This is a genomic window from Planktotalea frisia (assembly GCF_001890925.1).
Taxonomy (GTDB): Bacteria; Pseudomonadota; Alphaproteobacteria; order Rhodobacterales; family Rhodobacteraceae; genus Planktotalea; species Planktotalea frisia.
On the sequence record NZ_MLCB01000224.1, the window covers coordinates 1 to 13538 of the forward strand.

Consider the following 13538-nt stretch of genomic DNA (forward strand, 5'->3'; position numbering starts at 1 on the left):
GTCTTCAAGGTTGGATACATCTTAGCACGCTGTCCAGTTTTGCCGGACCACTTCACGATTGATTTGTTAAGTTTATCAACTTCTATAGTTGTCAACTTAGATAGACACTCATAAACATATTCGTATGACTATTACACTTCCTTCCCCGACCTCACCGCTGATTATCGGCACGCGTGGCTCCCCTTTGGCGTTGGCCCAAGCACATGAGACGCGTCGACGTTTGTCGACTGCTTTCGATCTCTCTCCAGAAGCGTTTGTCATCAAGGTGATCAAAACCACGGGTGACAAGATTCTTGACCGGCCTCTAAAAGAGATCGGTGGGAAGGGTTTGTTTACGCGAGAAATCGAAGACGACATGCTTAGCGGCGCGATAGATATCGCCGTTCATTCAATGAAAGATATGCCTGTTCTCCAACCGGACGGTCTTGTCCTTGATACTTATCTGCCGCGCGAAGATGTGCGCGACGCGTTTGTATCTGCGGGTCACGACAGGCTAGCTGATTTGCCATCAGGCGCTGTTGTTGGCACGTCGTCCCTAAGACGTCGCGCACAGCTATTACATTTTAGACCCGATCTGAATGTCGTAGAATTTAGAGGCAATGTTCAAACTCGCTTGAAAAAGCTTGAGGATAACGTTGCGGATTGCACGTTCCTCGCGATTGCTGGTTTGCGTCGATTGGACATGGCGCATGTCGCCAAGAGTGCAATTGAAACCGAAGAAATGCTTCCCGCTGTAGCACAGGGTGCGATCGGAATTGAACGACGCATTGATGATACTCGGGCCGCTCAGATGCTTGAGGCGATCCATGACCAAGAGACGGGCCAACGGCTTGTCGCAGAACGCGCGTTTCTTGAAGCATTGGATGGGTCATGCGAAACACCTATTGCAGGCCTTTCAGAACTTGATGGCACCAATATGCGCTTGCGCGGTCAAGTCTTGCGCCCCGATGGCTCAGAGAGCATCGGCGACGATGTCAGCGGAAGCATCGAGGATGGCGCTGAAATGGGCCGTGCAATGGCAGCGAAACTCTTGGCCGAAGCCGGTGAAGGCTTTTTCGAATGGCGCAGCTAACTTGAATTAGTCGGGTAATACTTTGCCTGGATTAAGGATGTTGTTGGGATCGAGTGCGGCTTTGATTGCTTTCATAGCCGCAATGGACACGGGGTCTTTGCGGCGTTTCATAGAATTGAGCTTGCTCACTCCGATTCCATGTTCTGCTGAAAAACTCCCACCGAGTTTTAGTGTTTCATCTTCAACTGCTTCTGTGATGGCATCATGGACGTCAGGGTCCTGACTTTTGCCCCAGACTGAATAATGCACATTGCCATCCCCTAGGTGTGAGACAATCATGGGGATTGCGCCAGGATCAAGGTTCGGCAAACGCTTCTCCATGGCTTCACAAAACGCTGCGACCTTTTCCAAGGGCACGGCGATGTCGTGATTGATGAGAGGTTTGTGCATTAGAACAACTTCTGCTGCAGCTTCACGGCGCTCCCACATCGCGCGGCGTTGTGCCTCGTTTTGCGCAACTGTAGCGTCGAGCACCTCACCGCTTTCAAACAGTCCAGCCAAAATGTTTTCGAGCTCACCTGTAAGGGGGATCTGGCCCGAAGCATCAGGCATTGCTTTAGCTTCAATCGTTGTTCCGATCTCTACCATGATGTTTACTTCATGCGGTGCATCAAAAGGTTCACGCGCTGTGCTATCAATTTCCAAATGACGTTCCACATACGCACGTGGCATGTATTCAAACGCTTCTACAGAGCCACCTGTCGCGTCCTGTAGTTGGTTAAGCAGTTGCAAGCCGTCACCTATAGAAGGAGCAGCAACCATCGCAGTCGCGTAAGCTTTGGGTTTAGGAAACAGCTTGAGAACTGCCTTGGTGATGATCCCTAGAGTTCCTTCGGCGCCAATCACCAAGTGCTTCAAATTATAACCAGAATTATCCTTGCGTAGCTCTGACATCAGATCAGCGACTTCGCCTGTCGGCAAAACCACCTCGACGCCTAAAACAAGGTCGCGGGTATTGCCGTAGCGCACAACATTAGAGCCACCCGCGTTCGTCGCCATGTTACCGCCAATCATAGCGCTGCCGCGCGCCCCAAATGTGAGCGGAAAGACAAGTCCTTCTGCATCCGCAGCGCTGTGAATATCGCCAAGGATGACACCCGCATCGACGATGGCTATCCGCGAATCTTTACGAATTTCATGAATGGTGTTCATCCGTTCCATCGAGACCATGATATGGCCTTTGCCCGAGACCCCACCTGCAAGCCCTGTGTTGCCACTTACCGGAACGATAGGGGTCTTTGTTTCGTTACCAAACCTCACAATCGCAGAGACCTCGGCGGTTGTTGCAGGGCGCACAACGGCGATCGGGTCAGAGGGATAAGTATCGAGCCATTCTGTTCGCCAGCGATTGGTGTCGCTACCCGTGAGCACGTGATTTTTTCCAACGATGTCTATGAGAGTGTCGATCATGCTGTGCTCTTTCGAATTAAGTGTGTTCGTATTTGTGGGTCAGCCGTTCAAAGCTGTCAACGCTGCGCGAAGTTCGCTGTCTTCATCTAGAACAATGCGGACGGGCAGAGTGACGACTTGCTGTCGGAAGCTCTGCGGTAATCGCACGGCGTCTTTCTCAGTGGTAACAAGCTGTGCATCATGCAGCAGGGCATCGTTTGACAGACGTTTCATCAAAGCGGGCGTTAGAGTTTGGTGATCACTCAGGGCTTCTGCGCGAATGATCTTAGCGCCGACGCTGCGAAGCGTACTAAAGAATTTTTCAGGATGACCGATGCCCGCAAAAGCAATGCAGCGCATGTTGGTGAAGTCGATCCCTGTCTCAAGCGGATCAAGGCTCCCTTGCAGGCGTGGAATGCTTAGCGGGATTGTCGCCCCAAACTCTGTTTGATGTTTGCTGTTACCGATGGATAGAATGAAATTCGCGCGTTTTAGACCTGCGCTAACGGGCTCTCGCAGAGGACCAGCGGGAAGGCAAAGACCATTGCCGAACCCTTTGCCCGCGTCGACGACAATGATCGACAGATCCTTCTTAACGCTTGGATTTTGAAAGCCGTCGTCCATCAAGATATGACTGGCTCCAGTATCGCATGCAGCTTTGATTCCAAGGGCGCGATCTTTGGCCACCCAAGTTGACGCGAACGCGGCAAGCAGGAGCGGCTCATCACCTACTTCTCGGGCATCATCATTTGCACTGACAAAATGTGGACCCTTGAGCGAACCGCCATACCCACGAGACACGATGTGTGGCGTGTGTCCCATCGACAAGAGCATTTGCACAAGCGCGATTGTGGTCGGTGTTTTACCTGTGCCACCTGCATTCAGGTTTCCGACACAAATGACAGGACGTGGCGAAACAAACGTTGCAGGTTGGCGTACGCGATAGGCGGTCAAAGCGCCATAAAGCGCGCCAAGCGGCGCAAGAAGCCGAGCCCGCCAATCAAGCGCATCAGGGCGTGTGTACCAAAAACTGAATGGCTTCATCAGGGCGTTTCCAACGTGTCTAGCTGAGCTTGGATGCTCTCTATCACAGCATCCGTTGCCTCTGCGCCCTCAGATATAGCAACCCATGCAGCGTGTGCCATCAACGCGGATTGATCCGAAGCGAGCAGGGTTTCGACGGCCATCGTGAGCCCCTCAGCATCCTTAACAATTCGTGCAGCCCCGACCGCTGCAAGGCGAGAATAACTGCTGGTGTGATGACGCACGTTTGGCCCGTAGATGACCGCAGATCCTAGTGAGGCAGGAACATACGGATCGCAACCGTTGAAGTGCGGTCTAAGTGAACTCCCCAAGAACGAGAGTGGTGCAATGCGATACCAGAGACCCATATCTTCTGGTTCTTCCACGAGAATGATCTGCGTGTTTTCTTCGATCGGGTCGCCGTCCTCCCAGTGACAGACGCGCCAGCCTTGGGATTTGAGAATGCGACGTGCCTCCACGCTGACGGGAAAAGAGGCAGCGACAAGCACAAGCGCGAGGCGATGGTTGATCTTTACGACTTCGCGGTGCGCTTTGAGCACGTCTTTCAATTCATCTTCTTGGATGTTTGAGGCAAGCCAAACAGGCCGACCGTTGAGATCATTTGAAACTTCGGTGAAGACACTTTCGTTCGCTGCCGGCGGGACAACTGCAATTTGCAGCGTGCCATGTATTTCGATGTCCCGCTGCGTCCCGTTCATCTTTCGCAAGCTCTTTTGCGCAGCTTGATCGCGGGCTGCCAAGGAAGCGAAAGAGCGCAGTGTTTCGCGTGCAAGCGAAGGAAGCCAACGCCAAACAGATTGATCCAGCAAATGCTCCTCAGCGGATAAGAGCATCATATGGACCTTTGCAACGTTGGTTTCGGCGATAAGCGCGGGGCGTAGATCACCGCCGAACCAAAGGCATATCGAAGGCTTCCAATGCTCTAAAAAACGCTGTGCTGTCTCTCCTGTATCCACCGGCAGTTGAAAACAAAATTGCCCTTTCCGATCGGGCACGCGCGGTGCTTTGTCGGCGTAAGTCATCAGCAAGCTGCATGGCCCCCGCAAATGGTGCAGCCGTTCCACCAAATGGATTAACGCGCGCGCAGAGTGCTCATCATGCACAACGCCCCAAATGAGCGGCCCATCGGGGCGCTCAGGATAGGGGTCAGTTTGTGGAATAGTCGTGCTTCGCGCCAGCGCTTTATAAGCAATTAGGCTGAGCGAGCTCATGACTGATTTATCCTAGCTCTTCTGTCGAAGATGCTGCAGCAGCTTCATCCCGAAGGCGATGCAAATGCGCGATGAAATAGCGCATATGCGCATTATCGACAGTTTTTTGCGCTTCTGCTTTCCACGCATTGAAGGCTTTTTCGTAGTCTGGGAAAATGCCGACGACGTGCAAGTCATCAACGTCTTTGAAGACGTTTTTGGTTGGGTCCACCAGCTCACCGCCAAACACAAGGTGCAGTCTCTGTTCCATGATGTCGTCCTTATTTTTAATTGGATATAACGTATCTTTTGCGGTGTAGGGTGGTCAAGCTGCTGCCAGCTTGCCAATGATTTCAGAATGCAAGTTCGGACCCGCTGCAACAACGCCGTTCAGACGTGGATCGACGTTGTTGAACTTCAACGCCGTGCCGGTTTTGTCGCTGATCGTGCCGCCCGCTTCAGAAACGATTAACGCGCCAGCCGCGATGTCCCATTCCCAACTGGGGCGCAAAGTGAGCATCGCATCAAAGCGGCCTTGCGCGATTAAAGCAAGCCTGTAGGCAAGCGAAGGTCTGTGATGGCGGCTGAACTGGGGGGCGGTGCCTGTGCTCCAATGATGCGGCTCAAGCACAGGGCGGGTTGCAAGAATTTCAGAACGCTCGAAGCCTTTTTGTGAAGACACACGCAGCGTTTCACCATTGAGCAAGGCGCCTTGATCGAGCGCGGCGCTGAACATCATATCCCGCATCGGAAGCAACACCGCGGCAGCCGTGATGCGCCCATCGCGTGCTATGGCGAGTGAGTGCGCCCATGTGCGAGACCCTTCGATATAGCTACGTGTGCCGTCGATGGGATCGATGATGAACACATACTCGCTTGATTGGCGTTCAGGTTCATCAAGAGATTCTTCGCTCAGCCATCCGTAATCAGGACGAGCTGTGCGCAACACGTCTTCGAGGTAAGTGTTCACGGCCAGATCAGCCTCGGTCACAGGACCTGCGTTGTCGTCTTTATCCCAAGTTTTTGGAGCGTTCTGGAAGAACGTCTTGGCGATCTCGCCCGAAGCCTGTGCAGCTTTGATTAAAAGGTCGAGGTCAGTTTCCGGCAAGGGTCATGCCTTCAACCAAAAGCGACGGAACAACACGTGACAAATGCGAGCGCGCGTCATTCGCTGGAGTGAGACGCATCAACATATCGCGCAGATTTCCCGCGATTGTGCATTCATTCACCGGGTGACTGACGGCACCGTTCTCAATCCAGAAGCCAGCGGCCCCACGAGAGTAATCCCCCGTCGTGGCATTGATGGTAGAGCCGATCATAGACGTAACGAGCAGACCCGTGCCCATATCGCGGATCAGATCTTCGCGGTTTTGCGAGCCCTGTGTCAGCTCGATATTCCAATTGCTTGGGGAAGGTGGCGCAGAGGTGCCGCGCGCGGCGTTTGCCGTAGAGCTCATCCCAAGTTTACGGGCATTTGCGTGATCGAGGGTCCAACCTGTGAGCATGCCGTTCTCGATGATCGCACGTTTTTGTGTCGCCAGTCCTTCGGCGTCAAATAGACGCGAGCCGGGAACACGCACGCGGTGCGGATCTTCGATGACGCTGAGATGATCGGGTAGGATTTGTTCACCCAGAGCATCGCGTAACCAAGAAGAGCCGCGCGCAATAGAGGCACCGTTCACAGCCGCCAATAGATGGCCGATCAGCGTTGATGAAATACGCTCGTCAAAGAGAACTGGGAAGCTACCCGTTGGAGGCTTGGTCGCACCCGTGCGCGCCAACGCGCGCTCTGCGGCGGTCTGGCCAATTTCGCTGGCGCTACGCAGATCGGCCTGAAAAATACGGCTGTCACCGTCGTAATCCCGCTCCATCGCTGAACCCGTTCCGGCAATTGCAACACAAGATGTCGCGCGATCCGTGCGTTTATAACCACCAGTAAAGCCGTTGCTCGCCGCCAGATGAATTTCGCGTGCACTGTACCCGCCCGTCGCAGATTGCACTTGGCTAATACCGCTCTGCGCAAGTGCGGCTGCTTCGGCCTTCATTGCGTCATCTTGCAACGCTTCCGGCTTTGGTTCTGGTGTGGAATCGTAAAGCTCCAAGCCTTCTGCTCCGCGCAAATCGCTGAGCATATCTTGATCGCTTAGCCCAATGTAGGGATCTTCCGGTGCTTCTTTGGCCATCGCAACAACGCGTTCGCACATGGCGTCAATCGTCATCTTGGATGTGTCGGACGAGGACACGCAAGCCTGGCGCTGGCCAATCAAAACACGTAGACCGATGTCCACACCTTCAGATCGTTCCGCCTGCTCTAAAACGCCGCCGCGCACGTCGATGGAAAGCGATGTCCCTTTGACTGCGATTGCATCTGCTGTGTCCGCACCTGCTTTTTTGGCGCTGAGCAAAAGGGCGTGAGTTAGTTCTTCAAGATTTTGCGACATCGGAGCTCCGAAAATTGGTTGTGTTGGAGGTAGCCCGCTCAGGCATGTGTTACAAGGTCATGAGGAAAGGCCACGCGCGAACACGTGGCCTAATTCCTTAAAACTATCAGTATTTATTGGATGCGTTGACCATTCGCGAGGACGTGACCCTGTTCATTGATTTCAACCTTTGTGGTCAGAGAATCCGGCCCTTCGGCGGGTCTCGTAAACAGACCCATCATCATGCGCGCGCCCATGGCTTGCTCTTGTGGCAAAAGACCCATTTGAACGAGCTTGTCCATCAAGCCATTGCCGCCAACGAGCCCGACATCAATTCCGCCCGTTGGTTTTGGGAAGCCACCGAAACTCTCGAGGTCGTTGTTATCAAAGGTGAAATCACCTGTTCCTGTTAGTTCTGCTCCTGCTGCTGCGACACGCAAATTGCGCAAAGTAATCGCGTTTAGCTCTGCTGGCATCGCTTCACCGTTTTCGACGGCAGCCAATTGAGTGGGATCAAAGAAGTCAAACAATAGCTTTGCTTTGCCAGTCAGATCAAAGGAAACTGTCGCAGGGTCGCGCGGCAGAATATTGCCAGGGTCAAACATTGACCAAAGCTGGTCGGATGTAACGAAATCACCAAGCGTAACACCAAGAGCAAAATCGCTCGGTGCTTCAGATTTCGCAACGGGAATCAGTATGTTAAAGGCAAGTTCACCTAGACCAGCAACAATTGGCAGCGGAACTTGGTTGCCGTTCATATTAAAGTTAACGCCGGTGCTGGAACCGGAATAGCCAAGTGCATCTTTGTTCATCGTCACACCGATGCTGGCTGTTTCCGCACTGCTCGAACCTTTGATTTCATCGCCGCCACCGATGATTGAAAAGGCCGTATTTGATCCAGTATAACTGATATTTCTATCGACCGCGAAACCGCTCTCGAGTGCTGCGTTAACATTTTCTGGATCGAAGCTGATCGGAACCACAGAGTCGCCTTGCATATTTAATGCTGCCATCGAACCTGCAAAATTAACGATTGCGTCGCTCTCTATATCTGTGAATTTTAGCGTATATTCGGTTGCTCCCAAGGCCATTGTTTGCACAATTTTACGCAACGCGCCCGGTTCCATAATGGTTTGGCCGCTTAGGCCGTTAGAGCTGAATTTCACCTCAAGAGCGTCCGACGCAAGTGTGTCGCCATCAACTACCAATTCTGTCAGTACGATTCCGATCTGATCTGCGCTGTAGTCATATTGAATTTTGCTAAGATCTCCGCTTGCGCGCATGTCCATATTGTTCATCGTGTAATTAAGTGCGCCGCTCACGGCTTCGCCCTCAGGTCCTAGTGCTACGAATGTCATTGGCATCGTTTCAGGGAACACAAGGTTAACGGTTCCGTCGCCGTTTTCGACGAAATCAACGTTTTCCAAATTGAGTTCAAAATTGCCACCAGCCTCAGGAATTGGAATGCTCATCTTTAAATCGCTGACCTTGAGCGTATTGCCAAACATCGTCTCCGTGCCATCCACCGAATAGCCAAAGCCAGCCATATAGTTCTGCCAATCAGTCCAAATGTCCTTTGCGCTCACATCGGCAGAAGCGCTCGTCGCTAAAAAAACAAGGGAAGTCGTGCTGAAAATAGCGGACCGCAGAGACATAATGGTATCCTTTGAGTAACAAATCAGCTTGCAGCTTTGACCGAGCTTGGGGCAACGTCAAGCTGAAGCGCCGTTTGCTTGGCAATCTGGCGATAATCCCCCAAACGATGAGGGTTTTAGAAAATGTCAGATGTCGCTGGAAAAACGGTTGTCATTACCGGTGCGAGCCGCGGAATAGGCGAAGCAAGCGCACGCTTGTTTGCAAATCAGGGCGCAAATGTTGTTTTGTTGGCGCGCAGCGAAAGTGCAATCAACGCGATTTCTGCTGAAATTGGTGACGCTGCATTGGCGATTGCATGTGACGTTAGCTCTTACGCGGATATGGAAAAAGCGGTTCAAACGGCGTGTGAAAGATATGGAAAAATTGATGTTTTGATCAACAACGCAGGTGTGATTGAACCAATTTCACATCTTGCAACAGCAGATCCCGCAGAGTGGGCGAAGGCGATTGACATAAATTTAACAGGCGTTTTCAACGGTATGCGTGCAGTATTGCCCGCAATGATAAAGGCTAAGTCTGGAACAATCCTGACGATCAGTTCTGGTGCTGCGCACAATGCCATAGAAGCTTGGTCACACTATTGCAGTTCCAAAGCGGGGGCGGCGATGTTGACCCGTATGGCTCATTTGGAAAATGCTGCGTATGGGTTGCGCTGCATGGGGCTTTCTCCAGGGACTGTTGCGACACAGATGCAAAAAGAGATCAAAACGTCAGGCATTAACGCTGTTAGTCAGCTCGATTGGGATATTCATATACCGGCAGAGTGGCCCGCTCAGACACTTTTGTGGATGTGCGGCACCGATGCGGATGCATGGCTTGGCGAAGAAATTTCCTTGCGAGATGAGAGCATCAGAGCGCGAGTGGGTTTGTCATGATTGACTTGGAAAAAGATGACGGTGTTTGGACAGTCACAATCAACCGACCTGAGAAAGCCAATTCTCTAACGCTGAAAATGTTGCAAGACCTGACACAAATCGCACGGGATGCGAAAGCTGCCCGTGTCTTGATTTTGACCGGAGCAGGCAAAGTTTTCAGTGCTGGTGCCGATTTGGAGGCCGCCCGCGCCGGTTTAGCAGTTTCTCCTATTTGGGAGGAACTGTCAGGCGCGATTGCTGATTTACCTTGCCTCACAATTGCGGCTTTGAATGGCACTTTGGCTGGCGGTGCGATGGGAATGGCCCTTGCTTGTGATCTGCGCTTGGCGGTTCCGAATGCAAAGTTTTTCTACCCCGTCATGAAGTTAGGCTTTTTACCGCAACCCTCTGACCCTGCGCGTATGCGTGCGTTGATTGGACCTGCTAGAACAAAGCTTATCTTGATGGGCGGACAGAAAATCCTCGCGGATGACGCTTTGGCATTCGGATTGATTGATCGCATTTGTGATGTTGAAACGATGTTGGGCACTGCCAAAGAAATCGCAGCGGACAGCAAAGCTGCTGAGCCAAAACTCGCGGCTCAGATCAAGCAAATGTGTTGTGGTTAATTGTCTTGCCGCGCAATATCTGTGACCAAAACATCGTTAACGATATCGCCTAGAATTTTACTCGCGTTTTCTTTGAGTGATCTTCTCATACGAATGAGGTTTTCCGTCGTAGCAAACGCGCCATCAAAACCACCGCGGCTTGCATGATCAAAGAGCGCCTGCAAAAATGTATCACGCAACTTTGGCTCGATCGCATAGACAGCATCGGATGAGCCGGCCGTAACCTCAAGGCTAAGCGCCACAACAACGACAGATCGGACAATATCCCCTTTGATAACGGGAACGATGAATTGGTTGTTTAGCTTTACATAGTCATATTTTTCTGTGCCGTCCTTCGCTGGCTTGCTCTTGTCTTTGGGCTTTTCAGCCATTTTATTAGGATCTTCGCCACAAGGGTTGTCGGCATCAAGCATTGCGACGTCTTCGGGCTTCAACATGAGGCCTGCAGCAACGCCTGCGCCGCCAAAGACCAAAATGAGTATTATCGGAACGAGTTTCTTAATCATAAGAGACTTCCTTTAGAAGGGGAGGATTGCTTCGAGCACCTGTCGGCCATAGCGGGGTTGCTGCACGTCACTGATCTGCCCGCGCCCGCCATAAGAAATGCGTGCAGAGGCGATCTTGTCGTAGGTAATTTCGTTTTGTCGTGAGATGTCCTCGGGGCGAACGTAGCCGTTCACCAAAAGCTCTCGTAGTTCAAAGTTCACGCGAACTTCTTGCGTGCCTTCGATAGCAAGCACGCCATTGGGCAATACATCTATAATCGTTGCCGCGACCCGCAGGGTTAGTTTTTCTTTCCGCCGAACAGAGCCATCCCCCTTGGATTTGCTCTTACTGGTTAGATCAATCGTATTAGCAGGGCTCGCATCGTCTTCCCATTTCTTGGCAAGGCGCTGCGTTACGCCGAAAAATTCAGGCAATTCAACACTGTCAGAACCGTCGCGAGAGCGTGATGTCGTGTTTGAAATCTCTGCTTTATCGTCAATTTCAATCACCACGGTCATGATGTCGCCCTGTTGCAAGGCGCGTCTGTCCCCCAGTAAAGATTTTCGATCCCCGCGCCAAAGCGAAGAGCCGTCCAGTACAGACGTTCGCTGTACCGTTTCAGGCAATCCTGGATAAATCATTGCACTGTGTTCACGCGACTCCATTGCGGGAGAGAACGATGGAGGTTTGCCCAAATAGTCAGGATCACTACAACCGATCAAGGAAAAGATGCTTAAAATTATGAAATGTTTCCGCATGAAAACGAGCGCTCCTTATTCTGAGACACGCACGGAGCCGTTGCGCTCAATCGTGCCAAAAATAGATGTTTTAGACGGGAGGTTCATGACCCGAATCCGTTGTCCAACAGCCCCGCGTGCAAGCGCACGACCTTCTGTACTCATCGACAGACCGTTGTTTAGGAAGACCAGCTCAACAATCTGATTTCGTTGAACACTTGCCGCAGCTGTAAGCTGATTACGCAGTATTGTGCGCCCCGCATAAAGTGCGGTTCTGGCTTCGGTGCCGATGACGTCATTGGGATCACTAAACGCCTCGTCAGCGGTCCCACGCACCATCAAAACATCAACGCTTCGAAGAACTTCGCCGGGCCGAATATTGCGCGTTGCGATTGCGATATCTGCACTCACAGGCAACGCCGCGAACCAAAAGATAGTGAATAAAAATGCACGGATCATCGGATTTGCGTCGTTGCGCCGAGCATTTGATCTGCGGCGGTGATGACTTTTGCATTCAATTCATAGACTCGTTGCGCCTCGATCAACTCGGTAACTTCGCGCACGGCATCAACTGAGCTGTCCTCTAAGTAGCCTTGCCTCAATGTGCCAAGCCCGTCCGTGCCAGGCACGGAGACCTGAGAGGGGCCCGAAGCTTCAGTTTCTAGGAAAAGATTGCTGCCCATGGCCTCTAAACCTTTGGCATTCGTGAAACCAGCGAGTGTGAATTGGCCAAGCAATTGCCCTTCAGCTGCTTGGTCGAAATATGCAAAGACTTCACCGTCGCCATTAATCGAGATACTGCGGGCATCTTGCGGAATGACGATTTCGGGAACGACAGGGTAACCATCATTGGTCACGATCACACCCTCGCCAGTGCGCTTTAACGATCCATCGCGTGTGTATGCAGACGCACCAGACGGAAGGGTCACCTCAAGATATCCGCGCCCGTCAATTGCGACGTCTAAATCGCTGCTGGTTGCGGACAATGATCCTTGTGCGAGGTAAACTGAAATCGAAGAAGAACGCACACCAAGGCCAAGCTGAACACCTGTGGGAAGTACGGTGCCATCTGATGCGTTTATCGTACCGGCACGAGACATTTGCTGGTAATGTAGATCGGCAAACTCTGCGCGTCGCGCATTGTAGCCTGTGGTGCTCATGTTCGCCGGGTTGTTCGAAATCACTTCGACCCGCATTTGTTGGGCGCTCATACCTGTCGCGGCTATCTTTAATGCTCTCATTTCGTTGCCTTTTTGTTCTGTCTATTTAATTATTGTTCGAACTGCAGAGCGCAGCCGCTCGTTTTCAGTTTCTGCGAAACTTTGGCCCATTTCATAGGCGCGTTGCACTTCGATCATGCGCGCAATTTGGGTCATGGAATCCACATTTGATCCTTCAAGAAACCCTTGTCGGACGCGTCCTGTGAGGTTCGTCAACGTTTTGCCTTCTTTGTATTGGGGGGAACATTCGCGATAGGCGCTCAATTTTGCGACATCTTGATAGGGGATCTCCCTCTGAATATTTCAGAAATGCACCTTTAGATTGTGGCTATTTACTTTGAGGCTTCAAAATGTGCCGGTCCATTGTTGCTGAATTGGAAACGAATGCACGCTCCTGAGGTTTTGTTTCGCTATTTGGTCGAAAGGCGCAATATTTGGCGCGTTAACTTGGGTTAACCGCCACTTTTCGATTTTGAGCCGTGGATCGTTTCTTGATCGTCAATTTTGTTTCATTTTTAAACCAAGCGCCATCGAAGCTGCCCTTAGGGCAGTAAAGAAACAATGCGTTTCGATTTGGCTTTAGCACGAAACACAACCTGCTTTGGAACGATTTACACTCTTTTCGCGAATCAAACTGAGCTTTGATTCTAGAAGGGAGACTTAGTTTGAGGGAGCCAGGGTGCAAATGTTTTGGGCTGACACATAGCCATAGGGCTATTTTTCAATCCAAACCAAACCGTTTTGATTAGCTCAGTTTACGATCTAAGGATAATGCCGATCACGCGAGAGCTATGACTGAATCTGGTGTTTGGGCGGTTTGAAGGTTGGCGGCGTATCTGGT

General features: G+C 51.7%; 15 protein-coding genes. 3 read left to right on the forward strand and 12 right to left on the reverse strand.

The annotated features are described in order from the left end of the window. Window positions 1-124 precede the first annotated feature (124 nt). Window positions 125-1072 carry a hydroxymethylbilane synthase gene (gene hemC, locus PFRI_RS20400; protein ID WP_072632540.1) on the forward strand — a complete coding sequence of 316 codons (948 nt, stop codon included), beginning with the start codon at window positions 125-127 and terminating at the stop codon, window positions 1070-1072. A gap of 6 nt (window positions 1073-1078) precedes the next feature. Here the strand turns inward: hemC and PFRI_RS20405 are convergent, their stop codons facing one another. The 7 genes from PFRI_RS20405 to PFRI_RS20435 all read right to left on the reverse strand — a co-directional run bounded on the left by PFRI_RS20405 (window position 1079) and on the right by PFRI_RS20435 (window position 8770). After that, window positions 1079-2482, reverse strand: a complete 1404-nt coding sequence (locus PFRI_RS20405) for an FAD-binding oxidoreductase (RefSeq protein WP_072632541.1) — start codon at window positions 2480-2482, stop codon at window positions 1079-1081. 39 nt (window positions 2483-2521) lie between these two features. Beyond that, a complete protein-coding gene (gene lpxK / locus PFRI_RS20410; protein WP_072632542.1) occupies window positions 2522-3505 on the reverse strand; it encodes a tetraacyldisaccharide 4'-kinase in 984 nt (327 codons plus the stop codon). After that, window positions 3505-4716, reverse strand: a complete 1212-nt coding sequence (locus tag PFRI_RS20415) for a 3-deoxy-D-manno-octulosonic acid transferase (RefSeq protein WP_072632543.1) — start codon at window positions 4714-4716, stop codon at window positions 3505-3507. The genes lpxK and PFRI_RS20415 overlap by 1 nt, the downstream gene beginning before the upstream one ends. 7 nt (window positions 4717-4723) lie before the next feature. Further along, a complete protein-coding gene (locus PFRI_RS20420; RefSeq protein WP_175549275.1) occupies window positions 4724-4966 on the reverse strand; it encodes a DUF4170 domain-containing protein in 243 nt (80 codons plus the stop codon). A 54-nt stretch (window positions 4967-5020) separates the two neighbouring features. Then, window positions 5021-5803 (reverse strand): inositol monophosphatase family protein, encoded by a 783-nt coding sequence (locus tag PFRI_RS20425; protein WP_072632545.1) that lies wholly within the window; start codon window positions 5801-5803, stop codon window positions 5021-5023. Next, a complete protein-coding gene (locus PFRI_RS20430; RefSeq protein ID WP_072632546.1) occupies window positions 5790-7136 on the reverse strand; it encodes a TldD/PmbA family protein in 1347 nt (448 codons plus the stop codon). Before PFRI_RS20430 ends, PFRI_RS20425 begins: the two co-directional genes overlap by 14 nt. A 113-nt stretch (window positions 7137-7249) precedes the next feature. Continuing rightward, window positions 7250-8770 carry a DUF2125 domain-containing protein gene (locus tag PFRI_RS20435; protein ID WP_072632547.1) on the reverse strand — a complete coding sequence of 507 codons (1521 nt, stop codon included), beginning with the start codon at window positions 8768-8770 and terminating at the stop codon, window positions 7250-7252. A 123-nt stretch (window positions 8771-8893) separates the two neighbouring features. On the opposite strand from PFRI_RS20435, the gene PFRI_RS20440 reads away from it, so the two are divergent. Then, a complete protein-coding gene (locus PFRI_RS20440; protein ID WP_072632548.1) occupies window positions 8894-9646 on the forward strand; it encodes an SDR family oxidoreductase in 753 nt (250 codons plus the stop codon). After that, window positions 9643-10254 (forward strand): enoyl-CoA hydratase/isomerase family protein, encoded by a 612-nt coding sequence (locus tag PFRI_RS20445; protein WP_072632549.1) that lies wholly within the window; start codon window positions 9643-9645, stop codon window positions 10252-10254. Before PFRI_RS20440 ends, PFRI_RS20445 begins: the two co-directional genes overlap by 4 nt. On the opposite strand, the gene PFRI_RS20450 is transcribed toward PFRI_RS20445, so the two are convergent. The 5 genes from PFRI_RS20450 to PFRI_RS20470 are packed head-to-tail and all read right to left on the reverse strand — an operon-like array spanning window position 10251 to window position 12961. Then, window positions 10251-10760 (reverse strand): flagellar basal body-associated FliL family protein, encoded by a 510-nt coding sequence (locus tag PFRI_RS20450; protein WP_084649791.1) that lies wholly within the window; start codon window positions 10758-10760, stop codon window positions 10251-10253. The genes PFRI_RS20445 and PFRI_RS20450 overlap by 4 nt on opposite strands. 12 nt (window positions 10761-10772) lie before the next feature. Beyond that, on the reverse strand, window positions 10773-11498 hold the full coding sequence (gene flgH, locus PFRI_RS20455) for a flagellar basal body L-ring protein FlgH (protein WP_072632550.1): 726 nt from the start codon (window positions 11496-11498) through the stop codon (window positions 10773-10775). 15 nt (window positions 11499-11513) lie between these two features. Then, window positions 11514-11936 (reverse strand): flagellar basal body P-ring formation chaperone FlgA, encoded by a 423-nt coding sequence (flgA, locus tag PFRI_RS20460; protein WP_072632551.1) that lies wholly within the window; start codon window positions 11934-11936, stop codon window positions 11514-11516. Continuing rightward, window positions 11933-12718, reverse strand: a complete 786-nt coding sequence (gene flgG, locus PFRI_RS20465) for a flagellar basal-body rod protein FlgG (RefSeq protein WP_072632552.1) — start codon at window positions 12716-12718, stop codon at window positions 11933-11935. Before flgG ends, flgA begins: the two co-directional genes overlap by 4 nt. A gap of 21 nt (window positions 12719-12739) precedes the next feature. Continuing rightward, window positions 12740-12961, reverse strand: coding sequence for a flagellar basal body rod C-terminal domain-containing protein (locus tag PFRI_RS20470; RefSeq protein WP_425439478.1), 222 nt, complete (start codon window positions 12959-12961; stop codon window positions 12740-12742). Between the last annotated feature and the right edge of the window lie 577 nt (window positions 12962-13538).

What these genes read in the sequence shown, in the direction of transcription:
- hemC (WP_072632540.1), top strand. Translation starts at nt 125, where the DNA reads ATGACTATTACACTTCCTTCCCCGACCTCACCGCTGATTATCGGCACG.
- PFRI_RS20405 (WP_072632541.1), bottom strand. Translation starts at nt 2,482, where the DNA reads ATGATCGACACTCTCATAGACATCGTTGGAAAAAATCACGTGCTCACG.
- lpxK (WP_072632542.1), bottom strand. Translation starts at nt 3,505, where the DNA reads ATGAAGCCATTCAGTTTTTGGTACACACGCCCTGATGCGCTTGATTGG.
- PFRI_RS20415 (WP_072632543.1), bottom strand. Translation starts at nt 4,716, where the DNA reads ATGAGCTCGCTCAGCCTAATTGCTTATAAAGCGCTGGCGCGAAGCACG.
- PFRI_RS20420 (WP_175549275.1), bottom strand. Translation starts at nt 4,966, where the DNA reads ATGGAACAGAGACTGCACCTTGTGTTTGGCGGTGAGCTGGTGGACCCA.
- PFRI_RS20430 (WP_072632546.1), bottom strand. Translation starts at nt 7,136, where the DNA reads ATGTCGCAAAATCTTGAAGAACTAACTCACGCCCTTTTGCTCAGCGCC.
- PFRI_RS20435 (WP_072632547.1), bottom strand. Translation starts at nt 8,770, where the DNA reads ATGTCTCTGCGGTCCGCTATTTTCAGCACGACTTCCCTTGTTTTTTTA.
- PFRI_RS20440 (WP_072632548.1), top strand. Translation starts at nt 8,894, where the DNA reads ATGTCAGATGTCGCTGGAAAAACGGTTGTCATTACCGGTGCGAGCCGC.
- PFRI_RS20445 (WP_072632549.1), top strand. Translation starts at nt 9,643, where the DNA reads ATGATTGACTTGGAAAAAGATGACGGTGTTTGGACAGTCACAATCAAC.
- PFRI_RS20450 (WP_084649791.1), bottom strand. Translation starts at nt 10,760, where the DNA reads ATGATTAAGAAACTCGTTCCGATAATACTCATTTTGGTCTTTGGCGGC.
- flgH (WP_072632550.1), bottom strand. Translation starts at nt 11,498, where the DNA reads ATGCGGAAACATTTCATAATTTTAAGCATCTTTTCCTTGATCGGTTGT.
- flgA (WP_072632551.1), bottom strand. Translation starts at nt 11,936, where the DNA reads ATGATCCGTGCATTTTTATTCACTATCTTTTGGTTCGCGGCGTTGCCT.
- flgG (WP_072632552.1), bottom strand. Translation starts at nt 12,718, where the DNA reads ATGAGAGCATTAAAGATAGCCGCGACAGGTATGAGCGCCCAACAAATG.